This window comes from Roseateles sp. (genome assembly GCF_965229315.1).
Taxonomy (GTDB): Bacteria; Pseudomonadota; Gammaproteobacteria; order Burkholderiales; family Burkholderiaceae_C; genus Pelomonas.
In genome coordinates this window covers 3,815,063-3,841,195 of sequence record NZ_CBDDJA010000002.1, presented here as the reverse complement: position 1 = coordinate 3,841,195, position 26,133 = coordinate 3,815,063, and the positions used below count along the sequence as shown (strand labels likewise).

Annotated in this window: 21 protein-coding genes; 14 read left to right on the top strand and 7 right to left on the bottom strand. The window is 70.3% G+C overall.

Annotated features, from left to right (window positions below; all coding sequences use genetic code 11):
- Positions 1-47 precede the first annotated feature (47 nt).
- Positions 48-2,390, top strand: coding sequence for an NADP-dependent malic enzyme (locus ACO07H_RS22500; RefSeq protein ID WP_422018351.1), 2,343 nt, complete (start codon positions 48-50; stop codon positions 2,388-2,390).
- Positions 2,391-2,476: 86 nt separating this feature from the next.
- Complete coding sequence (pyk, locus tag ACO07H_RS22495) at positions 2,477-3,907, top strand: pyruvate kinase (protein WP_422018349.1); 1,431 nt, start codon at positions 2,477-2,479, stop codon at positions 3,905-3,907.
- Here pyk and ACO07H_RS22490 read toward each other — a convergent pair.
- The 3 genes from ACO07H_RS22490 to ACO07H_RS22480 all read right to left on the bottom strand — a co-directional run bounded on the left by ACO07H_RS22490 (position 3,862) and on the right by ACO07H_RS22480 (position 6,322).
- On the bottom strand, positions 3,862-4,710 hold the full coding sequence (locus ACO07H_RS22490; RefSeq protein ID WP_422018347.1) for an alpha/beta hydrolase: 849 nt from the start codon (positions 4,708-4,710) through the stop codon (positions 3,862-3,864). The two genes, pyk and ACO07H_RS22490, sit on opposite strands and share 46 nt — an antisense overlap.
- A gap of 81 nt (positions 4,711-4,791) precedes the next feature.
- On the bottom strand, positions 4,792-5,808 hold the full coding sequence (locus ACO07H_RS22485; protein ID WP_422018345.1) for an MBL fold metallo-hydrolase: 1,017 nt from the start codon (positions 5,806-5,808) through the stop codon (positions 4,792-4,794).
- A gap of 37 nt (positions 5,809-5,845) precedes the next feature.
- The gene (locus tag ACO07H_RS22480) at positions 5,846-6,322 is read right to left on the bottom strand and encodes a group I truncated hemoglobin (RefSeq protein WP_422018343.1); all 477 of its coding nucleotides are present in this window, start codon (positions 6,320-6,322) and stop codon (positions 5,846-5,848) included.
- A 220-nt stretch (positions 6,323-6,542) separates the two neighbouring features.
- Between ACO07H_RS22480 and ACO07H_RS22475 the strand changes: the two genes are divergently transcribed.
- Positions 6,543-7,271 (top strand): substrate-binding periplasmic protein, encoded by a 729-nt coding sequence (locus ACO07H_RS22475; protein WP_422018341.1) that lies wholly within the window; start codon positions 6,543-6,545, stop codon positions 7,269-7,271.
- A gap of 2 nt (positions 7,272-7,273) precedes the next feature.
- On the opposite strand, the gene cphA (ACO07H_RS22470) is transcribed toward ACO07H_RS22475, so the two are convergent.
- Positions 7,274-9,856 (bottom strand): cyanophycin synthetase, encoded by a 2,583-nt coding sequence (gene cphA / locus ACO07H_RS22470; protein ID WP_422018339.1) that lies wholly within the window; start codon positions 9,854-9,856, stop codon positions 7,274-7,276.
- 22 nt (positions 9,857-9,878) lie between these two features.
- Positions 9,879-12,053 carry a cyanophycin synthetase gene (gene cphA, locus ACO07H_RS22465; RefSeq protein ID WP_422018337.1) on the bottom strand — a complete coding sequence of 725 codons (2,175 nt, stop codon included), beginning with the start codon at positions 12,051-12,053 and terminating at the stop codon, positions 9,879-9,881.
- An 89-nt stretch (positions 12,054-12,142) separates the two neighbouring features.
- Between cphA (ACO07H_RS22465) and ACO07H_RS22460 the strand changes: the two genes are divergently transcribed.
- From ACO07H_RS22460 to ACO07H_RS22450, 3 genes are read left to right on the top strand one after another with little or no spacing between them, the layout of a single operon-like run.
- A complete protein-coding gene (locus ACO07H_RS22460; RefSeq protein ID WP_422018335.1) occupies positions 12,143-14,407 on the top strand; it encodes an ABC transporter ATP-binding protein in 2,265 nt (754 codons plus the stop codon).
- Positions 14,404-14,877 (top strand): DUF1854 domain-containing protein, encoded by a 474-nt coding sequence (locus ACO07H_RS22455; protein ID WP_422018334.1) that lies wholly within the window; start codon positions 14,404-14,406, stop codon positions 14,875-14,877. Before ACO07H_RS22460 ends, ACO07H_RS22455 begins: the two co-directional genes overlap by 4 nt.
- Positions 14,877-15,446 carry a flavin reductase family protein gene (locus tag ACO07H_RS22450; RefSeq protein ID WP_422018332.1) on the top strand — a complete coding sequence of 190 codons (570 nt, stop codon included), beginning with the start codon at positions 14,877-14,879 and terminating at the stop codon, positions 15,444-15,446. The genes ACO07H_RS22455 and ACO07H_RS22450 overlap by 1 nt, the downstream gene beginning before the upstream one ends.
- A 3-nt stretch (positions 15,447-15,449) precedes the next feature.
- On the opposite strand, the gene bfr is transcribed toward ACO07H_RS22450, so the two are convergent.
- The gene (gene bfr / locus ACO07H_RS22445) at positions 15,450-15,926 is read right to left on the bottom strand and encodes a bacterioferritin (RefSeq protein WP_422018330.1); all 477 of its coding nucleotides are present in this window, start codon (positions 15,924-15,926) and stop codon (positions 15,450-15,452) included.
- A 112-nt stretch (positions 15,927-16,038) separates the two neighbouring features.
- On the opposite strand from bfr, the gene ACO07H_RS22440 reads away from it, so the two are divergent.
- The 6 genes from ACO07H_RS22440 to ACO07H_RS22415 all read left to right on the top strand — a co-directional run bounded on the left by ACO07H_RS22440 (position 16,039) and on the right by ACO07H_RS22415 (position 23,379).
- Complete coding sequence (locus ACO07H_RS22440) at positions 16,039-16,263, top strand: (2Fe-2S)-binding protein (RefSeq protein ID WP_422018328.1); 225 nt, start codon at positions 16,039-16,041, stop codon at positions 16,261-16,263.
- Between the two features lie 139 nt (positions 16,264-16,402).
- Positions 16,403-16,609, top strand: coding sequence for a cold-shock protein (locus ACO07H_RS22435; protein WP_056875433.1), 207 nt, complete (start codon positions 16,403-16,405; stop codon positions 16,607-16,609).
- Between the two features lie 84 nt (positions 16,610-16,693).
- Entirely contained in the window at positions 16,694-18,982 is a 2,289-nt protein-coding gene (locus ACO07H_RS22430) for a YgiQ family radical SAM protein (protein ID WP_422018326.1), read from the top strand.
- Positions 18,983-19,108: 126 nt separating this feature from the next.
- Positions 19,109-21,322, top strand: coding sequence for a putative bifunctional diguanylate cyclase/phosphodiesterase (locus ACO07H_RS22425; RefSeq protein WP_422018324.1), 2,214 nt, complete (start codon positions 19,109-19,111; stop codon positions 21,320-21,322).
- 57 nt (positions 21,323-21,379) lie between these two features.
- Complete coding sequence (locus ACO07H_RS22420) at positions 21,380-22,057, top strand: response regulator (protein ID WP_422018322.1); 678 nt, start codon at positions 21,380-21,382, stop codon at positions 22,055-22,057.
- On the top strand, positions 22,054-23,379 hold the full coding sequence (locus ACO07H_RS22415) for an ATP-binding protein (RefSeq protein ID WP_422018320.1): 1,326 nt from the start codon (positions 22,054-22,056) through the stop codon (positions 23,377-23,379). Before ACO07H_RS22420 ends, ACO07H_RS22415 begins: the two co-directional genes overlap by 4 nt.
- Positions 23,380-23,401: 22 nt before the next feature.
- Here the strand turns inward: ACO07H_RS22415 and ACO07H_RS22410 are convergent, their stop codons facing one another.
- Positions 23,402-23,584, bottom strand: a complete 183-nt coding sequence (locus tag ACO07H_RS22410; protein ID WP_422018318.1) for a hypothetical protein — start codon at positions 23,582-23,584, stop codon at positions 23,402-23,404.
- Between the two features lie 211 nt (positions 23,585-23,795).
- Between ACO07H_RS22410 and ACO07H_RS22405 the strand changes: the two genes are divergently transcribed.
- Together ACO07H_RS22405 and ACO07H_RS22400 are read left to right on the top strand one after the other, a co-directional pair.
- Positions 23,796-24,380, top strand: coding sequence for a LysE family translocator (locus ACO07H_RS22405; RefSeq protein WP_422018316.1), 585 nt, complete (start codon positions 23,796-23,798; stop codon positions 24,378-24,380).
- A complete protein-coding gene (locus ACO07H_RS22400) occupies positions 24,380-25,843 on the top strand; it encodes a PLP-dependent aminotransferase family protein (RefSeq protein WP_422018314.1) in 1,464 nt (487 codons plus the stop codon). Before ACO07H_RS22405 ends, ACO07H_RS22400 begins: the two co-directional genes overlap by 1 nt.
- Positions 25,844-26,133 lie beyond the last annotated feature (290 nt).

Sequence of the window (26,133 nt, the reverse complement as noted above, 5' to 3'; positions counted from 1 at the left end):
CCCCGGAGAAACGCGGCGTAACCTTCTTGTCCCTTCCGGAGACCCGCATGGACAAGAACAACGCCCCGCTTTCCGCCGCCGAAGCCGCACTGCGCGACGCCGCGCTGGACTATCACCGCGCCCCGACGCGCGGCAAGATTTCCGTCACACCGACCAAGGCGCTCTCCAACCAGCGCGACCTGTCGCTGGCCTACTCGCCGGGCGTGGCCTACCCGTGCCTGGACATCGAGCGCGATCCGTCGCTGGCGGCCGAGTACACGTCGCGCGGCAACCTGGTGGGCGTCATCACCAACGGCACGGCCGTGCTGGGCCTGGGCGACATCGGGCCGCTCGCGGCCAAGCCGGTGATGGAAGGCAAGGGCTGCCTCTTCAAGAAGTTCGCCGGCATCGACGTGTTCGACATCGAGCTGGCCGAGCGCGACCCGGACAAGCTCATCGCCATCATCTCGGCCATGGAGCCGACGCTGGGCGGCGTCAACCTCGAAGACATCAAGGCGCCCGAGTGCTTCTACATCGAGCGCGAGCTGTCCAAGCGGATGAACATCCCGGTGTTCCACGACGACCAGCATGGCACCGCCATCATCTCGTCGGCCGCGCTGCTGAACGGCCTGGAGCTGGTGGGCAAGGACATCGCCAAGGTCAAAGTCGCCGTGTCCGGCGCGGGGGCTGCGGCCATCGCCTGCCTGGATGTCATGGTGGGGCTGGGCGTGCGGCGCGAGCATGTGTTCGTCTGCGATTCGCGCGGCGTCATCCACAGCGAGCGAGAGGACGCCAAGGCGGGCAAGCTGGACGAATCCAAGCAGCGCTACTGCCAGGTGACGGCCGCGCGCACGCTGGCCGACGTCTGCGTGGGCGCCGACGTGTTCCTCGGTTGTTCCGCCGCCGGCGTGCTGAGCGCCGAGATGGTCAAGACCATGGGCACGCAGCCCATCATCCTGGCGCTGGCCAACCCCGAGCCGGAGATCCGCCCCGAGCTGGCGAAGGCGGTGCGGCCGGACTGCATCGTCGCCACCGGGCGTTCGGACTACCCGAACCAGGTCAACAACGTCCTGTGCTTCCCCTACATCTTCCGCGGCGCGCTGGACTGCGGCGCCACCAAGATCACCGAGGGCATGAAGCTGGCCTGCGTGCGCGAGATTGCGGCGCTGGCCAAGGCCGAGACCTCGGACGAGGTGGCCGCGGCCTACGCCGGCCAGGAGCTGGCGTTCGGGCCGGACTACCTGATCCCCAAGCCTTTCGACGCGCGGCTGATCCTGCGCATCGCGCCGGCCGTGGCGGCGGCAGCGGCGGCGGACGGCGTCGCCACGCGGCCCATCGCCGATCTCGACGCGTACCGGCAGTCGCTGGAGCGCTTCGTCTACCAGACCGGCATGTTCATGCGCCCGGTGTTCGCCGCCGCCAAGGCCATGAGCGCGACGGGCTCGGCGGCGCGCGTCATCTACGCCGAGGGCGAGGACGAACGCGTGCTGCGCGCGGTGCAGGTGGCGCTGGACGAAGGCCTGTGCCGCCCGACGCTGATCGGCCGCCCCGCGGTGCTCGCGTCGCGCATCCAGCGCGCCTGCCTGCGCCTGAAGCTGGGCGAGGACGTGGCCGTCATCGACCCCGAGGACGACCCGCGCTTTCGCCAGTACTGGGAGGCCTACTACGCCCGCATGAAGCGCAATGGCTTCACGCCGGAGATGGCCAAGTCCGCCGTGCGCCGCTCCAACACGGCCATCGGCGCGCTGGCCATCGAGCTGGGCGACGCGGACGCGATGATCTGCGGCCTGGTGGGCCGCTTCGACCGCCACCTGGAGCAGGTCAGCGACCTCATCGGCCTGCGCGCGGGTGTGCGCCAGTTCGCCGCGATGAACGCGCTGATGCTGGAGAAGATGACGCTGTTCATCGCCGACACCTTCGTCAACGACGACCCGGACGCCGAAACGCTGGCCGACATCGCCGCGATGGCCGCGGAGGAGGTCAGCCGCTTCGGCCTGCCGCCCAAGCTGGCCTTCGTGAGCCACTCGATGTTCGGCTCGTCCACGCGGCCGTCGGCCGTCAAGATGCGCCGCGCACACGAGCTGTTCTCGGCGCGTCACCCGCAGGTCGAGTGCGACGGCGAGATGCACGGCGACGCCGCGCTGTCGGAGAGCGTGCGCCAGGCCTTCCTGCCCGACAGCAAGCTCAAGGGCGCGGCCAACCTGCTCGTGCTGCCGACGCTGGATGCCGCCAACATCCTGTTCAACGTGCTCAAGATCAGTGCCGGCCAGGGCGTGACGGTCGGGCCCATCCTGCTGGGCGCGGCCCGGCCGGTGCACATCCTGACGCCTTCGGCCACCGTGCGCCGCATCATCAACATGACGGCGCTGGCGGCGTCGGACGCGCGGGAGGCGCGGGTCGCCCGGGGTTGAGCCCGGCCGTGGCGACGTAACACGGCGAAACTTTGGCGCAGGGCGCAGGACCATAATCTGCGGCCTATTTGAAGAACGAGACGTCCATGACCCGCGCCACCAAGATCGTCGCCACCCTCGGCCCTGCCTCGAACACGCCGGAGATCCTGGAGAAGATGATCCGCGCCGGCGTCGACGTGGTGCGGCTGAACTTCTCGCACGGCAAGGCGCAGGACCACATCGACCGCGCGCAGATGGTGCGTGCCGCTGCAGACAGGGTCGGCAAGTCGGTGGCCATCATGGCCGACCTGCAAGGCCCCAAGATCCGCGTCGGCAAGTTCGAGAACAACAAGATCGAGCTGATCCCCGGCGCCAAGTTCATCCTCGACGCCGACCGCACCGAACTGGGCACCCCCGACATCGCCAGCCTGGACTACAAGGAGCTGCCGCGCGACGTGAAGCCCGGCGACACGCTGCTGCTCAACGACGGCCTGCTGGTGCTGACGGTGGACCTGGTGCGCGGCGCGCAGGTGCACACGACCGTCAAGCTCGGCGGCGAGCTGTCCAACAACAAGGGCATCAACAAGCAGGGCGGCGGCCTGACCGCGCCGGCGCTCACCGCCAAGGACATGGACGACATCAAGACCGCGATGTCCTTCCAGTGCGAATACCTGGCCGTGAGCTTCCCCAAGAACGCGACCGACATGGAGATGGCGCGCCAGCTCGCCAACGTGGCCGGCGAGCCGTGGCGGCACAAGCCGTCCATGATCGCCAAGATCGAGCGCTACGAGGCCATCCCGCACCTGGAGGCCATCCTGAAGGCCAGCGACGGCATCATGGTGGCGCGCGGCGACCTGGCCGTGGAGGTGGGCAACGCGGCCGTGCCGGCGCTGCAAAAGCGCATGATCAAGCTGGCCCGCCAGCTCGACAAGGTGGCCATCACGGCCACGCAGATGATGGAGTCCATGATCGTCAACCCGGTGCCCACGCGCGCCGAGGTGTCCGACGTGGCCAACGCGGTGCTGGACGGCACCGACGCCGTCATGCTGTCCGCCGAGACGGCCGCCGGCAAGTACCCCATCGAGACCATCGAGCAGATGGCCGCGATCGCGCTGGAGGCGGAACGCGCCGAGTTCGTCACGCTGGACACCAACTTCACCGACCGCCAGTTCGGCCGCATCGACCAGTCCATCGCGATGGGCGCGCTGTTCACGGCCCACCACCTGGGCTGCAAGGCCATCCTGGCGTTGACGGAGTCGGGCTCCACCGCGCTGTGGATGAGCCGCCACGGCATCCAGGTGCCCATCTACGCGTTGACGACGCAGCCCGTCAGCCAGCGCAAGATGGCGCTGTACCGCAACGTGCGGCCGCTGCTGATGCCCAAGTTCGACGACCGCGACACGGCGCTGGCGGCGGCCGAGAAGATCCTCGTCGACCAGGGCGTGCTGATGCCGGGCGACACCTACGCCATCACCTGCGGCGAGCCCATGGGCTACCCGGGCGGCACCAACATGCTCAAGGTCTGCCGCGTCGGCTGAAGGCCGGCGGCTGCGGCGTCGAGCGCCGACCTGACCGTGGCCCGAAAGGTGGGGAAGTCCTGCACGTCGCCATGGGCGGCGCCCGGGATGCGCACATGCCGCGCCTGCGGCAGCCGCGCCGCCAGTGCCGCGCTGTGCGCCGGCGGGATCAGCGAGTCCTGGTCGCCGTGCACCAGCAGGCAGGGGCCGCCGATGCGCGGGGCCAGCGCCTCGGTGTCCAGCGGATAGCGCAGCAGCGCGCCGGGCACCCAGGGGTAGTGCTGCGCCGCCAGCGCCGCCATGCTGCGGTAGGGCGAGATCAGCACCGTCAGGTCGGGCTGGAGTTCGGCCGCCAGGCCTGCGGCCAGGCCGCTGCCCAGCGAGCGGCCGGCGATGACGCGCACCTTGCCGGGCGGGTACAGCGGCGCGATCTGCTGCCAGGCGGCGCGCGCGTCGTCACGCAACTCCGCCTCGCTGCCGATGCGCCCGCCGCTCTTGCCGAAGCCGCGGTAGTCCAGCATGAAGAGGTCGTAGCCGGCCTGGCGGTAGAAGTCCGCGTGGGCGAACCACGCCTGCAGGTTGCCGGCATTGCCGTGCAGGTAGAAGACGATGCCGTGCGGGTCGGGCAGGCGCAGGTGCAGCGCGTTCAGCCGCGTGCCGCCGGGGCGGTCGATGCTGAGCTCGTGCACGTCGGCACCGAAGGCGAAGACGTGATCCGCCGGCAGCGGCTCGGGCTCGAACAGCAGTCGCTCCTGCCCCCACCACAGCGCGCCCAGCAGTGCGAGGTAGGCCGTGGCGACGACGCCGATCAGGGTCAGCAGCATGCGCCGCATGGTGAGCGCGAAGGCGGCTGCGCCGCGTAGGACCGCGCGCCGGGCGCTTGTCGCCGGCGGCTGCAGCGGCGCCTAGCTGCGCGGCGGGATGCGGCGGGTCTCGCCGATGGCCAGCGCGAAGAAGTCGTCCTCGCCCAGCCCCTGCGCGGCACGCTGGCGGGCCAGCTGGCGCGGCGGCTCGTCCAGCGCCTCGTCGGTCAGCTCGAAGGTGCCCCAGTGCACGCCCAGGGAGCGTTTGGCGCCGAGGTCGGCATGGATCTTCAGCGCCTCCTCGACGTTGACATGCTGGTTGCGCATGAACCAGCGCGGCTCGTAGGCGCCGATGGGGATCAGCGCGAGGTCGAACCCGCCGCCCTGGTGAGGCCGCTGGCGTTCGGCAAAGCGCTCGCGGATGTCCGCGAAGTCGCGCGAATACGCGGTGTCGCCGGCAAAGAAGAGCTGGCAGTCCGGCGCGAACACGGCGAAACCGCCCCACAGCGTCTTCATGCGGTCGGTCAGCCCGCGCGCCGACCAGTGCCGCGCCGGCACCAGCACGATCTCCAGGCCGTGAACGGCGTGGCCTTGCCACCAGTCCAGCTCCACGACCCGGGCGATGCCGCGCGCCTCGAACCAGGCCTTCAGGCCCAGCGGCACGACGAACAGCGGCCCGCCGCCGGGCTGCGCGGCCAGCGCGCGGCAGGACGGCAGGTCCAGGTGGTCGTAGTGGTTGTGCGAGACGAGCACCACGTCGATGGCCGGCAGCGCATGCAGCGCCACGCCGGGCGGCTGCTCGCGCTTCGGGCCGGCAAAGGACAGCGGTGAGGCTCGCTCGGAGAAGATGGGGTCGGTCAGCAGGCTGATGCCGCCGAACTGCGCGAGCACGGTGGCGTGGCCGATCCACGTCACGGCCGGGACTTGGGCCGCGCCGGCGTTGGCGTGGATGAAGCCGACGTCGGGCGCCTGCGTGGGGATGGGCTCGGCGGGGCGCGGCGGCAGACCCCGGCGCGAGGCGTCCCACCGCCAGCGCAGCAACTCGGCCAGCGAGCGCGGCGTGAATTCCCCGTCGGTGTTGCGGAAGCTGCCGTCGCGGTGGTGGGACGGACGCGTCACGAGAGCGCGGGCAGGGTGCAGCCCGTTCGCAGGACCGTCATTTCGTGACGACGTCCCGGTGATAGAAGGCCAGCCGGGACAGCAGCTTGTTCTGCGTCGCGAACGGCACATGGGCCGCGTCCATCGCGTTCTGCAGGTTCTCGACCAGCGCGTTGAAGTCGCCCTTGCCGATGCCCAGGTGGGCATGGGCGTTGGTCATGCTGACGCCGTCGTAGTCGCAGGGGCCGCCTGCAGTCACGCAGAAGTAGTCGGCCAGCGCGCGCTTCAGGTAGACGACGTTGATGCCGTCGAAGAAGTGGGCGATGCGCGGGTCGTGCAGCATGCGGTCGTAGAAGTCGTTCGTGAAGGCCTGGATGGCCTCCCGGCCGCCCAGCTCACGGTAGAGGCTGTCGTCGCTGGCGCGGATGACGGTGGGCTGGCCCTGGCCGGGTGCCGACTGGGCCCGGGCTGGCAGGGCGGCGGCGCAGGCCAGCAGGGCGGCAGCGAGGGCAGGGGACAGCAGGCGGGACTTCATCGCGTCGGGCTCCGGCGTTGGAGGCTTTTCAGTCTATCTGCCGTGGCCCGGGCCGGTGCGCCGACTTTCGTGACGAAAGCCGGCCTTCCGGCTGGCGCAGCGGGCGCTGCCGCGCATCAGGGCGGCGGTCAGCGATCAGCTGTCGCCAAGTTCATGGTTGAGGCAAAGGCGAGGGCAAGCACCGGGGACGCGCGCGTTGCCACCGGGCATCATCCGCGCCATGAACACAGGTGGCGGGTGGGCATGGATTGCGATCGTGGCCGGGGCGGCGAGTGCGTCCGTGCCGGCCGCGCCGCTGGTGCTGCTCGTCGAGACGAGCGCGCTGATGCCGCAGGCGCGCATCGAGGCTGGCCGCGTCGTCGAGGGTCTGCATGCCGACCTCGGCGCGGCGCTGGCGCGCCGTCTCGGCCGCGAGCTGGTCCTGCGCCCCGTGCCGCGCAAGCGCCTGGCCCAGGCGCTGGAGCGCGGCGAAGGCGACCTGCTGTGCGATTACCAGAGCGACTGGCTGCCCGGCCCGTTCGGCTGGAGCCGGCCCTTCATCCCCGACCAGGCGCTGCTCGTGACGGCCGCCGGCGCACCGGCTCCGGCCGGTCTTGCGGGCCTGGCCGGCCAGCCGGTGGGCACGGTGCTGGGCTACGTCTACCCGGAGGTGGCCGACATCCTGCGCACGGGTTTCATCCGCGACGACGCGCCCGACGCCGTGGCCAACCTGCGCAAGCTGGCCATCGGCCGCATCCAGCATGTGCTGACCGGCCGGCGGGTGCTGGAGTACCAGCAGCACATCGGCGGCTTCCGGCTGGCGCTGCACCCGCCGCTGGTCGTGTCCGAGGTGCTGGCGCAGTGCGCGCTGGCGCCGCAGGCGTCAGTGACCTTGCCCGCGCTGAACGGCGCGATCAACGGCCTGGTGGCCGAGGGCGAACTGACCCGCATCCTCGGCAAGTACCGCTGACCTCAGCCTTGCGCGATGCGCCTGGCCAGGTGGGCCAGTGCTTCCTCGACCTGGTCCACCAGCACCAGGCACAGGTCGCCCGGCTGCAGGCGTTCGAGCGCACGGTCGATGGCCGTGAACTCGCCGACGATCTCCTCGATGTGCCGGGTGCGCGACGCACCTTCCAGCCCGGCGCGCAGCAGCGCGACGACCTCGCCCGCCGCGCGGCCGCGCTGGCAGGCGTCTTCGTAGAGGATGACCTCGTCGAAGGCGGCGCCCAGGATCTCGGTCTGCACGCGGATGTCCTCGTCGCGACGGTCACCGGCGCCGCTGATGACGACGCTGCGGGTCTTGGCCGGCAGCGCCGCCACCGCGCCGACGAGGGCCTTCATCGCGTCGCCGTTGTGGCCGTAGTCGGCGATGACGGTCGCGCCGCGGTAGTCCATCACATTGAAGCGGCCGGGCGCGTTGTCGGCGTCGTTGGCGAAGCTGGCGACGCCGCGGCGGATGGTGTCCCAGTCCAGGCCCACGGCCCAGGCGGCGGCGACCGAGGCCATCGCGTTCTCGACCTGGAAGCCGATGAGGCCGCCGCGCGTGATCGGCACATCGCGCAGCGGGATGCTCTCGCGCCACACGCCCTGCGCGGCGACGAGCTGGTCGCCGTCCACGTAGACGCAGCGCTTGCCCTGGGCGCGGTGCGTGGCCATCACCGGGTGATGGCGGTCGGCCGCGAAGTAGATGACCTGGCCGGGGCACACGGCGGCCATGCCGGCGGTCAGCGGGTCGGTCGCGTTGAGCACCGCGTAGCCGCTGGGCGCCACGTTCTGCACGATGACGCGCTTGACCAGCACCAGGTCCTCGGCGGTGTGCAGGAAGTTCATGCCCAGGTGGTCGCCCGCGCCGACGTTGGTGACCACGGCCACCTGGCAGCGGTCGAAGCCCAGGCCCTCGCGCAGGATGCCGCCGCGGGCGGTTTCCAGCACGGCGGCCTCCACGTCCGGGTGCATCAGCACGTTGCGGGCGCTCTTGGGGCCGGAGCAGTCGCCGCTGTCGATCTGGCGGCCGTCGACGTAGACGCCGTCGGTGTTGGTCATGCCGACCTTCAGGCCGCAGCTGGCGAACAGGTGCGCGATCAGCCGCGTGACGGTGGTCTTGCCGTTGGTGCCGGTGACGGCGACGACCGGGATGCGGCCGTCCTCCGCCGCGCCGCCCGATTTCGGGCCGCTGCCGAACAGGTGGCCGACGATGCCTTCGCCCACGTTGCGGCCCTTGCCGAAGCTGGGGGAGAGGTGCATGCGCAGGCCCGGCGCGGCGTTGACCTCGACGATGCCGCCGTTGATCTCCTCCAGCGGCCGCAGCACGCTCTCGGCCACCACGTCCACGCCGCACACGTGCAGGCCCACGACCTGCGCTGCGGCGATGGCGCGCGCGGCCACCTCGGGGTGCACGTCGTCCGTCACGTCGGTGGCGGTGCCGCCGGTGGACAGGTTGGCGTTGTTGCGCAGGATGACGCGCTGGCCCTTCTCGGGCACGGAGTCCGGGGCCAGGCCTTGCTGGGTCAGGCGCGCGACGGCGATGTCGTCGAAGCGGATCTTGGTCAGCGAGGTCGCGTGGCCGTCGCCGCGGCGCGGGTCGGCGTTGACCTTGTCGACCAGCTCCTTGACGGTGTGCTGGCCGTCGCCGATGACGTGGGGCGGGTCGCGGCGCGCGGCGGCGATGAGCTTGTCGCCGATGACCAGCAGCCGGTAGTCGCCGCCGGGCAGGAACTTCTCGACCATGACCTGGCCGATCTCGTCCGCGGCCTTGTACGCGGCGGCGATGCCCTCGCGCGTCGTCACGTTGACGGTGACGCCCTTGCCCTGGTTGCCGTCCTGCGGCTTCACGACCACCGGCAGGCCGATCTCCTCGGCCACGGCCCAGGCGTCGTCCACCGAGTCCACCGGGCGGCCGATGGGCACCGGCACGCCGGCGGCCTGCAGCAGGCGCTTGCAGAGGTCCTTGTCCTGCGCGATGGACTCGCTGACGGCGCTGGTCGCGTCCACCTCGGCGGCCCAGATGCGGCGCTGCTTGGCGCCCCAGCCGAACTGCACCAGGCTGCCCTGCGTCAGGCGGCGGAACGGGATGCCGCGCGCGATGGCCGCGTTGACGATGGAGCCGGTGGACGGGCCCAGGCGGATGTCCTCGTCCAGCTCGCGCAATTGCGCGATGACGGCGTCGGCATCGAACGCGCCGCCGCCTTGCGGGTGTAGCGCGGCGAGCATGAGCTGCTGCGCCTGCTCGAAGGCCAGCCGGCCGACGTCTTCCTCGCTGTATTCGATGACGATCTGGTAGGTGCCGGCCTCGGGCGTCACATGCGTCTGGCTGAACGTGACCGGGCAGCCGGCCTGGGCCTGCAAGGCCAGCGTGGCCTGCTCCAGCACCTGGGCCAGCGACGCGTCGGCGCGCAGCTCGCCGATGGTGGGGAAGAGCTGGCGCAGCCGCGGCTCGAAGCCGGGCAGGCGTTCGAGCGAGCGCTCGATGTCGCTGCAGTGCACGACGGCCTCGATGGCCGTGTGGCGGCTCCACATGTTCGGGCCGCGCAACGCGCGGGTGCGGGAAACGTCCATGAGTGTTGGGGGTCCGTTGACGTTAGGCGAGGTGGAGTTCGGGCACGAAGGTGTCGAGGCCGGCGGCGATGAGCTCGGGCGACACGCCCAGCGCCCATGCGGTGGCGACAGCGGCCAGCAGTGTGGAGGCATCGACGGGCGTGGCGCCGAAACGGCCCAGCAGCGCCTCGATGTTGGCGCCGGGCGTCTCGGCCGGGCCTTGCGCCAGCACGGCGGCGCCACCGCGCAGGAACACGGCGCGGCCGCCGCGGTCGCGGTGGTGCTGCAGCGCTTCGAGGCGGCCGTCCTCGGCGTAGAAGACGACTTCGCCATCGCTCAGTTCGGCCATGTCGACGAGGCGCGGGTGGGCGGCATTGAGCACGCTGGCGCCGTCGCTGAGCACCACGTCGATCTGCGTGCGCAGCACCTTGTAGAGCTGGTCGCTGTCCTGCACGTCGAACTCGGCCAGGCCGGCCATGCCGTCCATGTCGGTGACGACGCCGACCAGGCAGCGGTCGTAGGCCAGGCCGTCGCGCAGGATGGAGGCGGCGTCGTTCTCGACGACGACGGCGTTGACGCCGCGGTTCATCAGCAGACGGTGCGCCGCGTCCCAGCGGGCGCTGTCCTTCTTCTCGACGCGGCGCGTGCCCAGGAACAGGCCGTCGCGGCAGGCCAGGCCCACGTGGCGGCCGTTCAGGTGCAGCAGCCAGGCGACCAGGCGGGCGATCTGGCGCCCGCCGCGCGAGCCGGCCACGCCGACGATGGGGATGCGGCCGGTCTCGTCCTCGGCGAACAGGTGGTCGATGATGGCCTGGCCCACGGGCTGCGGCGCGCCGCCGGCGGGCTTGAGGTGCATCAGCAGGCCCGGGCCGGCGTTGACCTCGACGATGGCGCCGCCGGTCTCGCTCAGCGGCCTGGCGATGTCCTCGGTGACGAGGTCCACGCCGGCGATGTCCAGGCCCACGGTGCGCGCGGCCAGCGACACGGCATGCGCGACCTCGGGATGGACTTCGTCGGTGCAGTCGATGGCGACGTTGCCGTTGCGCTGGATCAGCACCGACTTGCCCGCCGCCGGCACGGCATCGGGTGCGAAGCCCTGGCGCTGCAGGTCCAGCAGCACGACGGCGTCGTCGCCCAGCTGGATGCGGTTCAGCGGGAAGTCCTCGGTCAGGCCGCGGCGGGGGTCGGTGTTGATCTGCAGGTCCACCAGCTCCGCCACCGTGTGCGTGCCGTCGCCGTGCACCCAGGCCGCCTCGCCGCGCGCGGCGGCCACGACCTGGCCGCCGACGACCAGCACGCGGTGCTCGTTGCCGCGGATGTAGCGCTCCACCAGCACCGACGAGCCTTCGGCGTCTGCCAGCTTGAAGGCGGCCTCGCAGTCGGCCGGCGCCTGGATGTCCAGTGTCACGCCGCGGCCGTGGTTGCCGTCGCTGGGCTTGATGACGACGGGCAGGCCGATGTCCTGCGCGGCGTCCCAGGCCTCGGCGGCGGTCCTGACCTCCCGGCCTGCGGGCACCGGCACGCCGACGGCCTTGAGCAGCGTCTTGGTCAGGTCCTTGTCGCCGGCGATGCCTTCGGCGATCGCGCTGGTCATGTCGGTCTCGGCCGTCCAGATACGGCGCTGGCGCTGGCCGTGGCCCAGCTGCACGAGGTTGCCGTCGTTCAGCCGGATGTGCGGGATGCGGCGATCGGTGGCCGCGGCGACGATGGCCGCGGTGGAGGGCCCCAGGTAGCAGTCGTCCAGCTTGTCGCGCACGCGGGCCGTCGCCGCGGGCACGTCGACCGGCTTGTCGTTGATCATGGCCATGATGAGCGCGTGCCCCTCGGCCAGCGCGGCGCGGGCCACCTGTTCGTCACGCGCCCGGAACACCATGCGGTAGACGCCCCGCTGCGAGGTGGAGCGCGTCTGGCCAAAGCCCGTGGGCATGCCGGCCAGGTTCAGCAGCTCGATGACGATGTGCTCCAGCACATGGCCCATCCAGGTGCCTTCGCGCAGCCGTTCCAGAAAGCCGCCGCGCTCGCCGACACCGCAGTGGTGCTCGATCAGCGCGGGCAGCGCGGTCGTCAGCCGGTCGTTGAAACCCGGCAGCAGGTGGCTGGGATGGTCTTCCAGCTCCCCCAGGTCCAGCCAGACTTCCAGCACGGGCCTGTAGGTCCACATGTTGGGGCCGCGCAGGTAGTTGATGCGCAGCAGGCGGATGTCTTCTTTCTGGGTCATGGGGTACGGGGTTGGCGCCGGGAAGCGCGGGAGATTGTGCGCTCAGTCATGGCGGAGAATGGGTCGCTGCCTGTCGACTGAACAACAAAATGCAAGACCATCCTCCCGTCGTCGAAGCGACCCATCCACAAACGGCGGCCCTGCGGTCGCAGTTGCTGGCTGGCGAGAACGTGCTGGCCACGCTGGAGGTTGACCTGGACGCGACGGGCCGCTTCGCCCAGGGGCTGATCGCGCTGACGAATTCACGTTTGCTGGCGTACGAGCCGGGTGGCGGCGGCTGGGCCGCGTTCCCGCTGTCGGCAGGCCAGAGCCTCAGGCTCAGCGACCATGGCGGCCTGGCCTTCATGGAGCTGTTCGACACCCAGCGCCGCCTGGCGCGCTGGCGTTTCACGCTCGCCTGCAACCCGCTGGCGGTGCGTTTCGTGGGCCTGTTCGACCGCGAGGTGCAGCGCCTGGCAGGCCATGGGGTGCGGGACGACGAGGACGACGGCGAGGAGTCCGGCTTCGACTTCGGCGAAGCCGGCGCACCGCCCAGCACCTGGGTGCTGCTGCGCCTGTGGCGGTTCGCGCGGCCGTATCAGGGCCAGTTGCTGCTGGGGTTCACGCTGATGCTGGGGGCGACCGGCGCGACGCTGGTATCGCCCTACCTGACCATGCCGCTGATGGACAAGGTGCTGATCCCGTTCCAGAACGGGCAGCGCATCGACCCGGGCTATGTGGGCCTGCTGCTGGCCGGCCTGCTGGGCGCGGCGCTGTTCTCGTGGGCGCTGGGCTGGGCCAAGACCTACCTGCTGTCGCTGGTGTCCGAGCGCATCGCGGCGGACCTGCGCACGGCCACTTTCGAACACCTGCTGGGGCTGTCGCTCGAATACTTCGGCAACAAGCGCACGGGCGACCTGATGTCGCGCATCGGCTCCGAGACCGACCGCATCTCGGTGTTCCTGTCGCTGCACGCGCTGGACTTCATCACGGACGTGCTGATGCTGGCGATGACCACCATCATCCTGTTCAGCATCCATCCGGGCCTGGCGCTGGCCACGCTGGTGCCGCTGCCCTTCATCGCCTGGTTGATCCACCTGGTGCGGGACAAGCTGCGCACCGGCTTCGAGAAGATCGACCGCGTCTGGGGCGAGATCACCAACGTGCTGGCCGACACGATTCCCGGCATCCGGGTCGTGAAGGCGTTCGCGCAGGAGAAGCGCGAGGCCGCGCGCTTTCGCGAGGCGAATGCGAAGAACCTGCAGGTCAACGACCGCCTCAACAAGACCTGGAGCCTGTTCACGCCCAGCGTCGCGCTGCTGACGGAGATGGGCCTGCTGGTGGTGTGGGGCGTGGGCATCTGGCTGATCTCGCACCAGAGCATCACGGTCGGCACGCTGACGGCGTTCCTGGCCTACATCGGCCGCTTCTACGGCCGGCTGGATTCGATGAGCCGCATCGTCTCGGTCACGCAGAAGGCAGCGGCCGGGGCCAAGCGCATCTTCGACATCCTGGACCACGTCTCCAACGTGCCCGACCCGGTCAATCCGCAGCCGTTCGAGAACGTGACCGGCGCGATCTCCATGCAGGGGCTGGACTTCCGCTACGGCTCGCGCTCCGTCATCCGCAACCTGAACCTGGACATCCGCCCCGGCGAGATGGTGGGCCTGGTGGGCCACAGCGGCTCGGGCAAGAGCACGCTGGTGAACCTGATCTGCCGCTTCTACGACGTGACCGAGGGCGCGATCAAGGTGGACGGCGTGGACCTGCGCCGCATCAAGGTGTCCGATTACCGGCGCCACATCGGCCTGGTGCTGCAGGAGCCCTTCCTGTTCTTCGGCACCATCGCCGAGAACATCGCCTACGGCAAACCCGACGCGACTCGAGACGAGATCGTCGCCGCTGCCCGCGCGGCGCACGCGCACGAGTTCATCCTGCGCCTGCCGCACGGCTACGACAGCCTCGTCGGCGAGCGCGGCCAGGGCTTGTCGGGCGGCGAGCGCCAGCGCATCTCCATCGCCCGCGCGCTGCTGATCGACCCGGCCATCCTGATCCTGGACGAGGCGACCAGCGCGGTCGACACCGAGACCGAGAAGGAAATCCAGCGCGCGCTGGACAACCTGGTGAAGGGCCGCACGACGATTGCCATCGCCCACCGCCTGTCCACGCTGCGCAAGGCCGACCGCCTGGTGGTCATGGACCGCGGCGAGATCGTCGAGCTGGGGCCGCATGACGAGCTGATCGCCAAGCAAGGCCACTACTGGCGCCTGTGGGAGGCGCAGGCCCGCCGCGTGGATGCCGAGGCCGACGGCGAGGACTCGTCCGGCCTGATGGTCGTCGCGCCCAATCCGAGTGCGCACACGGAGAACGCATGAGCACCCTGCCTTTTCGCGACTTGCATCTGGACGCCTTCGGCAAACTGGTGCTGACCGACCTGAACGGCGACCGCCACACGGCGGTGTCGCCGGTGCGTGCGCACCCGATCTCGGCGCCCGACGAGGGCGTGTCGCTGCTCGGCTCGCACGGCCATGAGCTGGCGTGGATTGCCCGCCTGTCCGAGTTGCCCGACGGCCCGCGCCAGTTGCTGGTGAGCGAGCTGGCGGCGCGCGAGTTCCACCCGACGCTCAAGCGGCTGATCTCGGTGAACACCTTCTCGACGCCCAGCACCTGGCGCATCGAGACCGACCGCGGCGAGGTGGACTTCGTGCTGAAGAGCGAGGAAGACATCCGCCGCCTGGAGGAGGGCCGGCTGCTGATCACGTCCAGCCACGGTGTGCAGCTGCAGGTGCCGGACCGCTGGGCGCTGGACAAGGCCTCCAAGAAGCTGCTGGAACGTTTCCTGTGATGCAGACGGTCGAGCTGCGCCATGCCAGCCGGCTCGTCAACCACGGGCCGACCGTGCTCGTGGGCAGCGCGCATGGCGGGCGGCGCAACCTGATGGCGGCGGCCTGGTCCATGCCGGTGGAGTTCACGCCGCCGCGCATCGTGGTCGTCATCGACAAGAGCACCTTCACGCGCGGGCTGGTGACGGCGTCGGGCCAGTTCGTGCTCAGTGTGCCGGGGCGGCATCAGGCCGACCTGGTCTACACGCTGGGCAGCGAGAGTGGCGAGGCGGCCGACAAGTTCGCCCGCTACGGCCTGGCGGCCGACGCCGGCCCGGTGCTGGGTCTGCCGCTGCTGCAGGGCTGCGGCGCGCACCTGGAATGCCGGCTCATCGAGGAGCCGCATGCGCAGGCGGCCTACGACTGCTTCTTCGGCGAGGTGGTGTCGGCCCAGGCCGACGAGCGCATCTTCGGCAACGGCCACTGGCTGGTGCCGACGGCCGACAACGCGGACCTGCACACGCTGCACCACCTGGGCGCTGGCCTGTTCGGCGTGGCGTCGGAGGCGGTGCAGGCGCGCATGCTGACCTGACGGTCAGCTGTTGTCGCCCATCTGGGACTGCAAGTAATTCTGTTCACCGACCTTGCTGACCAGATCCAGCTGGGTTTCCAGGTGGTCGATGTGCTCCTCGGTGTCCTCGAGGATGGCGACAAACAGCTCGCGGGACACGTAGTCGCGCACGCTTTCGCAGTAGGCGACCGCTTCCTTGAGGTGGGCGTGGCCGGTGCGCTCGATCTTCAGGTCGCAGGTCATGGTCTCGACGGCGTTCTCGCCGATGTAGAGCTTGCCGAGGTCCTGCAGGTTGGGCAGGCCGTCCAGCGTCAGCACGCGCTCGATGAGCTTGTCGGCGTGCTTCATCTCCTCGATGGACTCCTCGTACTCGTGCTTGGCCATCTTCATCAGGCCCCAGTTCTTCAGCATGCGGGCATGCAGGAAGTACTGGTTGATGGCCGTCAGCTCCAGCTTGAGCTGGGTGTTGAGGTGGACGATGACCTGGGGGTCGCCTTTCATGGGGAATCTCCGAAGCGCAATGTGAAGTTGGGCCGCAGTATCCCCAGCGAAAGCCCCTGGGCAAAACCGCTCTTTTTGCAAATGAGATCGATTCGCATTAGACTTCGTGTCCATGATTGTCTGCATCTGCCACCGCGTCTCTGATCGCGACATCGCCATTGCCGCCTCCAGCGGCTGCCCGAACTTCGAGGCCTTGCAGGACGATCTGCGCGTGGCGACCGCGTGCGGGGCCTGCCGTGACTGTGCCTGCGCGGTGTTCGAGGAAAGCCGCGTCGACAGCGCTTCGCCGCGCGGCCGTGGCGTGGCAATTGCGGTTCGCGTGCAGTTGGCCGCCTGACACCGTACAATGGTCGGCTTCGGTCGGCATACAGCCACCGGGCGCCCGTCGCGTCTGATCTTGAGTGTTGTGTTTTGCCGCAGCCGCTCGGGCTGCGGGTGAATTCAAGTAACGACACCAAGGAAATCTCATGAGCACCATGCAAACCGGCACCGTCAAATGGTTCGACGACGGCAAAGGCTTCGGCTTCATCACGCCGGCCGACGGCAGCAAGGATCTGTTCGCCCACCACAGCGAAATCAAGAACAACGGCGGCTTCCGCACGTTGGCCGAAGGCGCCCAGGTTGAATTCGAAGTGAAGCAAGGCCCCAAGGGTCTGCAAGCTTCGAACATCCGTTCGCTGTAATCCCTCACGGCTTCGGCCGTTGAGCCAAGCCCGCGCCCCGCGCGGGCTTTGTGCTTTCTGGGTCCGCCCGACGACAATCGCCCCATGTCTGCTTTGCCCATCGTCCCGAAGGCCCTGACCGCTTACCGCCCGTTCTGGGCCAAGCGCTTCGGCCCCGCCCCTTTCCTTCCGATGACCCGGGCGGAGATGGAGCAGCTCGGCTGGGATTCCTGCGACATCATCATCGTCACGGGCGACGCCTACGTCGACCACGCCAGCTTCGGCATGGCCGTCATCGGCCGCACGCTGGAGGCTCAGGGTTTTCGCGTCGGCATCATTGCGCAGCCGGACTGGCAGAGCGCCGATGCGTTCAAGGCGCTGGGCAAGCCCAACCTGTTCTTCGGCGTCGCGGCCGGGAACATGGATTCGATGATCAACCGCTACACGGCGGACCGGAAGATCCGCAGCGACGACGCCTACACGCCGGGCGGGCAGGGCGGCAAGCGGCCGGACCGCGCCACGCTGGTCTACACGCAGCGCTGCCAGGAAGCCTTCAAGGACGTGCCCGTCGTCATCGGCGGCATCGAGGCCTCGCTGCGCCGCATCGCCCACTACGACTACTGGCAGGACAAGGTCCGCCGCTCGGTGCTGGTGGACAGCAAGGCCGACCTGCTGGTGTACGGCAACGCCGAGCGCGCCATCATCGAGATCGCGCATCGCCTGGCGCGCCGCGAGCCCATCGAGACGCTGACCGACGTGCGCGGCACCGCCTTCATGCGCCGCGACGGCGATCCGACGGCCGACGGCTGGTTCGAGCTGGACTCGACCGAGGTGGACCGCCCGGGCCGCATCGACGAGCTGATCAGCCCGTACCAGATCATCGAAGAGAACACGACCTGCGCGTCCAACGACGAACCGGACGCGCCCAAGCCGATCAAGATCCACAAGACCGGTCGCATCGCCATGCCGCCGCGCGAGCGCACCGTCGTGCGCCTGCCCGCCTATGAGACGGTCAAGAGCGACCCGGTGCTGTACGCCCACGCCAACCGCGTGTTGCACCTGGAGACCAACCCTGGCAACGCCCGCGCGCTGGTGCAGCGCCACGGCGAGCGCGACCTGTGGATCAACCCGCCGCCCATCCCGCTGACGACGGCGGAGATGGATCACGTGTTCGATCTGCCCTACGCGCGCAGCCCGCACCCGAGCTATGCGGACGAAGCCGGCAGCCATGACGGCGCGACCAAGATCCCCGCGTGGGAAATGATCCGCTTCAGCGTCAACATCATGCGCGGCTGCTTCGGCGGGTGCACCTTCTGCTCCATCACCGAGCACGAGGGCCGCATCATCCAGAGCCGCTCGGAAGACTCCGTGATCCGCGAGATCGAGGAGATGCGCGACAAGGTCAAGGGCTTCACCGGCATCGTCTCGGACCTGGGCGGCCCCACGGCCAACATGTACCGCATCGGCTGCAAGAGCCCCGAGATCGAGGCCGCCTGCCGCAAGCCCAGCTGCGTCTACCCGGGCATCTGCCCCAACCTGAACACCAGCCACGACCCGCTCATCAAGATGTACCGCCGTGCGCGTGCGCTGCCGGGCGTCAAGAAGATCCTCATCGGCTCCGGGCTGCGCTACGACCTGGCCGTGCAGTCGCCCGAGTACGTGAAGGAGCTGGTCACGCACCACGTCGGCGGCTATCTCAAGATCGCGCCCGAGCACACCGAGGGCGGCCCGCTGTCCAAGATGATGAAGCCGGGCATCGGCACCTACGACCGCTTCAAGCAGATGTTCGAAGCGGCCAGCGCCGCCGCCGGCAAGAAGCAATACCTGATTCCCTACTTCATCGCCGCCCATCCGGGCACCAGCGACGAAGACATGATGAACCTCGCCATCTGGCTGAAGAAGAACGGCTTCCGCGCCGACCAGGTGCAGACCTTCTACCCCAGCCCCATGGCCACGGCGACCGCGATGTACCACTCGGGCAAGAACCCGCTGAAGGGCATCAGCCGCGACCCCGATCGTGGCGAGACGGTGGACATCGTGCGCGGCGAGCGCCGCCGCCGGCTGCACAAGGCCTTCCTGCGCTACCACGACGCCAACAACTGGCCGCTGCTGCGCGAGGCGCTCAAGGCCATGGGCCGCGCCGACCTGATCGGCAACGGCAAGCACCACCTGATCCCCAGCTACCAGCCGATCACCGACGGCAGCTACGAGAGCGCGCGCCGCAAGAACTCCACGGCCGTCAAGCCCGCAGTCAAGCCGACGGTTCGGACACCGATGCAGCCTGCCGCACCGCGCCGGGGCCAGATCCAGACCCAGCACACCGGCCTGCCGCCGCGCGTGACCGGCTCGGCCCGCACTCCCGCTGGCCGCCCGGGCAAACCCGCAAAGCGATAACGCGCCAAGCGCGCAGTATTGCCCCGCTTTTCGTGACACGCCGCTTCGGGATGCACTACCCTTGCGGCTCTTGACGAGAAGAGGCCGGTGCTCACGCGGCCCTACCAGCCCCCAAGCCCTCGCCCCATGCAAGAAGCCACAGCTGCAGACGACGACCTGCTCGAGTTGCTCGACGAGCCCGAGCAGGCGGACGGCGAGCATCTCCACAACGACCGGCCCTGGCGCATCCTCATCGTCGATGACGATGGCGACGTCCACAAGGCCACCGAGCTGGCCATGCAGGGGCTGACGGTCGAAGGCCAGCCGCTCGTCTTCCTGCACGCCAGTTCCGCCGCCCAGGCCCGCCAGTTGCTCGCCAGCGAGGACGACCTCGCCGTCGTGCTGCTGGACGTCGTCATGGAGAGCGAGGACGCCGGCCTGCAACTCGTGCGCCACATCCGCGACGAACTCCGCCTGAACGCCGTGCGCATCGTGCTGCGCACGGGCCAGCCGGGCTATGCACCCGAGATCGAGACGGTGCAGGCCTATGACATCAACGACTACAAGACCAAGTCCGAGCTGACCCGCACGCGGTTGTACACGGTGCTGACCGCCGCGGTGCGCTCCTACCGCCAGATCTGCGCGCTGGAGGCCAACCGCCGCGGGCTGGAGATGATCGTCGAGAGCAGCACGTCGCTGTCGCGCATGCGCGGCCTGTCGCGCTTCGCCGAAGGCGTGGTCACACAGCTGTGCGCGCTGCTGGGCATCCTGCCCGAGGGGCTGGTCTGCGCCCAGGTCAACGGTGCGGCGGGCGACGAGGTGCGCATCGTCGCGGCCGCCGGCCAGTACAGCGGCCTCATCGACCGCCCGCTGGCGCAGGTCAAGATTGCCGCCGTCCGCGAGCGCCTGGAGCGCTGCCTGAAGGAGCAGCGCAACATCTACGACGACGGCACGGTCCTCTACTTCGGCATGGGCTCCGGCCGCGCGATGGCGGCGCTGGTGGACGTGGGCCGCGAGCTGGACGAGCTGGACCAGCAGTTGCTGCGCGCCTTCTGCTCCAACATCGCCGTCGGCTTCGAGAACGTCGTGCTGTACAGCCAGTTGCTGGACCAGGCCTACAACGACCCGCTGCTGCGCCTGCCCAACCGCAACCGCTTCGTCGAGCTGCTGGACAAGAACCTGAAGGACCCGCAAGGCGTCACGCTCGCGCTGATCGACATCGACGACTTCTCGGACATCAACGACGCCTTCGGCCACCATTTCGGCGACCAGGTGCTGCAGGCCGTCGTGCACCGCCTCAGCGAGATGCTGGGCCTGAACACCGCGATGGCCCGCGTCGGCGCCGACACCTTCGGCGTGCTGGGCGAGCATGCCAAGGTCTGCCCCGAGACGGTCAGCGGCGTGTTCGCCGACCCCTTCGTCGTGGCCGGCGAGCGGCTGCAGCTGTCGGCCACCACCGGCCTCGTGCGCCTGGGCGAGTCCAAGGCGGTGGGCTCCGAGCTGCTGCTGGATGCCCAGATCGCGCTCAAGCGCGCCAAGCAGCAGCAGCGCGGCTCGTCCCAGTACTTCTCGGCCGCCATGGGCAGCGACGCACGAGAGCGCTTCAAGCTGCTCAAGGGCCTGCGCACCGGTTTCGAGGAAAGCCAGCTCTTCGTCGTCTACCAGCCGCAGATGGACCTGGGGGCCAACCGGGTCATCGGCGCCGAGGCGCTGCTGCGCTGGCGCACGCCCGACGGCCGCTTCATCCCGCCCGACCAGTTCATCCCGCTGGCCGAGCAGAGCGGCCTCATCATTCCCATCGGCGAGTTCGTCATGCGCACGGCCTGCGGGCAGCTCAAGCGCATGCAGGCGCTGGGCCACGCCGACTTCCGCATGGCCGTCAACGTGTCGATGGCGCAGTTCCGCCACCCCGGCTTCATCGACATGCTGGCCCGCTCGCTGCACGACTGCCACGTCGTGGGCCACAACATCGAGCTGGAGATCACCGAGTCCATGGCCATGGAGGACTCGGACCTCGTGCTGCGTGTGCTGGCCGACATCAAGCAGCTCGGCTTCAGCGTCGCCATCGACGACTTCGGCACCGGCTTCTCGTCGCTGAGCCAGCTGCGCCAGCTGCAGGTGGACCGTCTCAAGATCGACCGTGCCTTCGTGCAGGAGGCGCAGGCCTCGTCCGCCGGCTCCACCATCGCGCAGATGGTCATCAACCTCGGCCGTGGCCTGGGACTGACCGTCATCGCCGAAGGCATCGAGACCGAGGAGCAGCGGCAATACCTCATCGGCCTGGGATGCCACGAGGGCCAGGGCTGGCTGTTCGCCAAGCCGATGCCGGCGGACCAGCTCGAAGCCTGGATGAACCGCTGACCCGACGCGCGCCCGCGCGCTGCCAGAATCGGGGCGCCATGCCCCTGACGACATCCGATGCGCCTGCTGCTCGTTGAAGACGACGCCATGATCGGTGAGAGCCTGCGCGAGGCGCTGCGCCGCCAGGGCTTCGCGGCCGACTGGGTGCGCGACGGCGACGCCGCCGATGTGGTGCTCGCCAGCGGCGAGCGTTTCGATGCCGTGCTGCTGGACCTGGGCCTGCCCCGACGCAGCGGCCTCGACGTTCTCAAGAGCCTGCGTGCCCGCGGCGACGCGACGCCGGTCATCGTGCTGACCGCGCGCGACGCGCTGCCCGACAAGGTCGCGGGCCTGGATGCCGGTGCAGACGACTACCTCGTCAAGCCCTTCGAGCTGGACGAGCTGCTGGCGCGGCTGCGCGCCATCACGCGCCGCCAGGGCGGGCGGGCGGACACGGGGCTGCAGGTGGCCGACCTGCGGCTGGACCCGGCCACGCGCGAGGTCACGCGCGCCGGCCGGCCCGTGCTGCTGTCGGCGCGCGAGTTCGCGCTGCTGCAGGCGCTGCTGGAGCGGCCCGGCGCCATCGTGTCGCGCGCCCAGCTCGAAGACCGGCTCTACGGCTGGGGCGAGGAGCTGGAAAGCAACGCGATCAGCGTCTACATGCACCAGCTGCGCAAGAAGCTGGGCGCGGACCTGCTGCACACGGTGCGCGGTGTCGGGTACTACGCAGGACCGGAAAAGGGCGGCGCGCCGTGAAGCTGCTGCACACGCTGCGCGGCCGGCTGTTCGTGCTGCTCGCCGCGCTCGGTGCCGTGACGGCGCTGGCCGTGGGCGGCGCCACCTACGTCAGCGTGCGTGCCGAGGCCGATGCGTTGTTCGACTACCAGTTGCGCCAGACGGCACTGTCGCTGCGCGACCAGGGCCGCATCGCCCGCGACGAGGCCAACGCGCTGGCCGACCCCAGCCTGGACTACCTCGTGCAGATCTGGTCCGTGCAAGGCCTGGAGATCTACTCCAGCCGGCCGCAGGGCATGACCGAGCCGCTGCCGGCGCGCGCCGTGCTGGGCTTTTCGGACCTGCGCCTGGGCGGGCAGGACTGGCGCGTCTTCAGCGCCGCCACGCCGCAGCGCGTGGTGCAGGTGGCCCAGCCGCTCGCCGTGCGCCAGCGGCTGGCGGCGCTGGCCGCGCTGCGCAGCATCGCGCCGGTGGGGCTGGCGCTGCCGCTGGTGGCCGCGGCGGTGTGGTGGCTGATCGGCCTGTCGCTGGTGCCCCTGGCGCGTGCCGCGCAGGCCGCCCAGGACCGCGGTGCGAATGCGCTGGACGCGCTGCCCACCACCGGCCTGCCCGGCGAGGTGGCGCCGCTGGTGGACGCCTTCAACGGCCTGCTCGCGCGGCTGGCCACCGCCTTCGATGCGCAGCGCCATTTCGTCGCCGACGCCGCGCACGAACTGCGCACGCCGCTGACCGCGTTGAAGCTGCAGCTGGGCCTGCTGCGCGACTCGGCGCCGGGCGCGCAGCAGCATGCCGCCATCGAGCGCCTGCGCGCTGGCATCGACCGCGCGGTGCACCTCGTCGAGCAATTGCTGGCGCTGGCCCGCGCCGAGCCGGGGGCGTCGACCACGCGTGTCGCGCTGGACCTGGTCGAGATCGCCCGCCAGGCCCTGGCCGACGTGCAGCCGCTGGCCGACAAGGCCGGCGTCTCGCTCGCGCTGACGGCACCCGAGCCCGTGCCGCTGGCGGGCGACCCGCAGGCGCTGCGCAGCGCCGTGCGCAACCTCGTCGACAACGCGGTGAAGTACGGCGCCCGGCAGGTGCAGGTGCAGGCGCTGCGGGACGCGTTCGGCGCGCCGCTGCTGCGCGTGGATGACGACGGGCCGGGCATCCCGCCAGCGCAGCGTGAGCGCGTGTTCGGCCGCTTCCAGCGCGGCGAAGGCGGTGGCGCCGAGGGCAGCGGTCTGGGCCTGGCCATCGTGCAGGCGGCGGCGCGGCAGCAGGGCGCGGGCGTCAGGCTCGCCGGCTCGCCGCTGGGCGGGCTGCGTGCGGAACTGGCCTGGGCTCAGCCGTCGGCTCAGGCCTGACGGCGCTGCCGGTCAGGTCGTGTCAGCCGCCGCTGTCGGCGGGCTGTGCGCCGAAGCGGTAACCCGCGACGGATGAAGCCAGGATCAGATCGGCCCGGTCAGCGGTGCTGGCAAACGGGTTGGTGCCGACCATGAAGGCCAGGCCCACGCGGGTCGGTTCCAGGTCGTTGATCGTCGGCCCGGTGCCGTAGGAGTTGAACGCCACGTATGCGCCGGAACCGACGGAGTAAAGACCTGCCGATGAGACCGTGAACAGCCGGTCGACGCCGTCGCGCCGGATGAATTGACCGGAGACCGCCGCCAGACTCGGGAGTCCGGGCGCGCAGGCTGTGTGGGCCCCTGCACTGATACAGCACGCTTCGGTGCGCGCGCGGCTGTGGCTTCACGCCGCCGCCGTCCGCCGTTGCAATGGGCGCATGAACGAACTGCTGCCCCTGCTGAGCTACTGCGCGCTGATGTCCGGCACACCCGGGCCCAACAACATGATGCTGGTGGCCAGCGGCGCCCACCACGGCTACCGGCGCACGCTGCCGGCCATCCTGGGCATCAACGTCGGCGGCGCGGTGCAGACCTGGGTGACCTGCCTGGGCCTGGGCGCGCTGTTCACCGCCTGGCCGGCGCTGCACACCGCGCTCAAGCTGGCCGGCACGGTCTACATGCTGGTGCTGGCATGGCGGCTGGCCGGCAGCCCGGCCGCGCAGGGCCGGCCGCCGGAGCAGGTCGGCTTCGCGGAGGCCGCGCTGTTCCAGGCCGTGAACCCCAAGAGCTGGGTCAAGGCCATCACCATCGCGTCGGTGTTCATGCCCACGGGCTTGGGCGTGGTGGAGGGCGCGCTGCGGGTCAGTCTCATCGGCGCAGCCGTCGGCTTCCCGTGCATCTCGATGTGGGCGCTGTTCGGCGCGTGGATCGGCCGCTTCCTGTCCAGCGCCACGCGGCGGCGGGTGTTCAATGCCATCATGGCCGCCTCCCTGGCCGTGCTGGCTTTGATGTTGATGCGCTGATGTTTTCACTCGACCGCGACTCGCCCGCGCCGCTGGCCGACCAGATCGAGCAGCGCCTGCGCGCGCTGATGGCCAGCGCGCAGCTGCCGTCCGGCGCGCGGCTGACCTCCATCCGCCAACTGGCGCTGCAACTCGGCGTCAGCCCCAACACCGTCGTCACGGCCTACGACCGGCTGGTGGCCGCGGGCCTCGTCGAGTCGCGCGGCACGGCGGGCTTCTTCATTGCCGACGGCCCGGCCGAGGCGATGCCCGATGCGGTGCGCGTGGAGGCCGGCGAGGAGCAGGAGGCCGTCTGGCTGGCCCAGCAGGCCAACGACCCGCGTGCCGGCGTGCTGCTGGCCAGCAGCGGGGCGCTGCCGGCCACCTGGCTGGAAGACGCCGTGCCCGCCGCCGCCGTGCAGCGCGGCCTGGCGCGCGCCACCGCCGGCATGGCCACGCGCTGCCCGCCGCAGGGGTTGCCGGCCTTGCGCGAGCGCCTGGCCATGATGCTGCGCGGCCAGGGCATCGCGGTCGACGCCAGCCGCGTGCTGACGACCTACGGCGGCACGCAGGCCATCGACCTGATCTGCCGCGCGCTGCTGCGCCCCGGTGACGCGGTGGCGGTGGAGACGCCGGGCTACTTCCTGCTGTTCGACCGCTTGCGCCAGGCCGGCGTCAACATCGTGCCCGTGCCGCGCCGGCCCGACGGCATCGACCTCGACGCGCTCGACGCCGCCTGCACGCGGCACCGGCCGCGGCTGCTGTTCATGCAGAGCGTGCTGCACAACCCGACCGGCTGGGGCAGCTCGGCCGCCAACCTGCACCGCGTGCTGGTGCTGGCGCAGCGCCACGGCGTGCTGATCGCCGAGGACGACGTGCAGGGGCACTTCCATCCCGGCACCGCCGGCTCGGCGACCCGGCTCGCGCAGCTGTCGGGCCTGGACGGCGTCATCTACTACTCCAGCTTCTGCAAGGCCATGAGCCCCGCGCTGCGCCTGGGCTACATGGCCGCCGAGCCGGCGCTCATCAAGGCGCTGCTGCGCGAGAAGATCCTCGCGGTGCTGACGACCGCTGCGCTCAACGAGTTCGTGCTGCTGGAGGTGCTGTCGGCCGGGCGCTGGCGCAAGCACCTGGACCGCCTGCAGCAGCGCCTGGGCGCGGCACGCGTGGCGGCCGCGCGGCAGCTGCGCGAGGCGGGCGTGCTGCTGGAGCATCCCGGCGAAGGCGGGCTGTTCCTGTGGGGCGCGCTGCCGGCGGGCGTCGATGTGGACGGCGTCGTCAAGGAGGCGTTCCGCCGCGGCATCCTGCTGGTGCGCGGCGCCACCTTCGCGGCGGACGGCGCGCCCGACCCGCACATCCGCTTCAACGCCGCCTTCAGCCAGCAGCCGCGGCTCGCGCAGTTCCTGCATGAGCAGCTGAGCGCGGCCAGCAGCACGCGCGCGGCGCTGGCACGGGCCAGCGCACAGCGGCTACCCACGGGCTGACGCCTGCCGTGCCGGGAGACTTCATGTTCGACCCGTCAAGTTCGGTCTCGGCAACCGCGCTGCGTTCGTCATCGGCCCCGACGGGCGCCACCTCGAAGCGGGCTGCCACGCGTGGGAGGCCTGACAGCCGCTGAGTGCGGCGGCCACGGTGCAAGCAGACCAAGGCTGCACGCGCAAGCGGGAGATGTTGCATCCATGCCCCCGGGAAATCAGGCAATGGCGGTGGGTGATTGGCCTGCGGCGCGGGCTGTCGCGTCCAAGGGTGTGAGCTTATTGACAGTTGGCGTTTT

Bases quoted from the DNA above. Each gene is read 5' to 3' on its own strand.
- ACO07H_RS22460 (WP_422018335.1), top strand. From the start codon at position 12,143: ATGCAAGACCATCCTCCCGTCGTCGAAGCGACCCATCCACAAACGGCG.
- cphA (WP_422018339.1), bottom strand. From the start codon at position 9,856: ATGGACGTTTCCCGCACCCGCGCGTTGCGCGGCCCGAACATGTGGAGC.
- ACO07H_RS22450 (WP_422018332.1), top strand. From the start codon at position 14,877: ATGCAGACGGTCGAGCTGCGCCATGCCAGCCGGCTCGTCAACCACGGG.
- ACO07H_RS22475 (WP_422018341.1), top strand. From the start codon at position 6,543: ATGAACACAGGTGGCGGGTGGGCATGGATTGCGATCGTGGCCGGGGCG.
- ACO07H_RS22400 (WP_422018314.1), top strand. From the start codon at position 24,380: ATGTTTTCACTCGACCGCGACTCGCCCGCGCCGCTGGCCGACCAGATC.
- ACO07H_RS22440 (WP_422018328.1), top strand. From the start codon at position 16,039: ATGATTGTCTGCATCTGCCACCGCGTCTCTGATCGCGACATCGCCATT.
- ACO07H_RS22420 (WP_422018322.1), top strand. From the start codon at position 21,380: ATGCGCCTGCTGCTCGTTGAAGACGACGCCATGATCGGTGAGAGCCTG.
- ACO07H_RS22430 (WP_422018326.1), top strand. From the start codon at position 16,694: ATGTCTGCTTTGCCCATCGTCCCGAAGGCCCTGACCGCTTACCGCCCG.
- ACO07H_RS22490 (WP_422018347.1), bottom strand. From the start codon at position 4,710: ATGCTGCTGACCCTGATCGGCGTCGTCGCCACGGCCTACCTCGCACTG.
- ACO07H_RS22435 (WP_056875433.1), top strand. From the start codon at position 16,403: ATGCAAACCGGCACCGTCAAATGGTTCGACGACGGCAAAGGCTTCGGC.
- ACO07H_RS22405 (WP_422018316.1), top strand. From the start codon at position 23,796: ATGAACGAACTGCTGCCCCTGCTGAGCTACTGCGCGCTGATGTCCGGC.
- bfr (WP_422018330.1), bottom strand. From the start codon at position 15,926: ATGAAAGGCGACCCCCAGGTCATCGTCCACCTCAACACCCAGCTCAAG.
- ACO07H_RS22480 (WP_422018343.1), bottom strand. From the start codon at position 6,322: ATGAAGTCCCGCCTGCTGTCCCCTGCCCTCGCTGCCGCCCTGCTGGCC.
- ACO07H_RS22455 (WP_422018334.1), top strand. From the start codon at position 14,404: ATGAGCACCCTGCCTTTTCGCGACTTGCATCTGGACGCCTTCGGCAAA.
- cphA (WP_422018337.1), bottom strand. From the start codon at position 12,053: ATGACCCAGAAAGAAGACATCCGCCTGCTGCGCATCAACTACCTGCGC.
- pyk (WP_422018349.1), top strand. From the start codon at position 2,477: ATGACCCGCGCCACCAAGATCGTCGCCACCCTCGGCCCTGCCTCGAAC.
- ACO07H_RS22425 (WP_422018324.1), top strand. From the start codon at position 19,109: ATGCAAGAAGCCACAGCTGCAGACGACGACCTGCTCGAGTTGCTCGAC.
- ACO07H_RS22500 (WP_422018351.1), top strand. From the start codon at position 48: ATGGACAAGAACAACGCCCCGCTTTCCGCCGCCGAAGCCGCACTGCGC.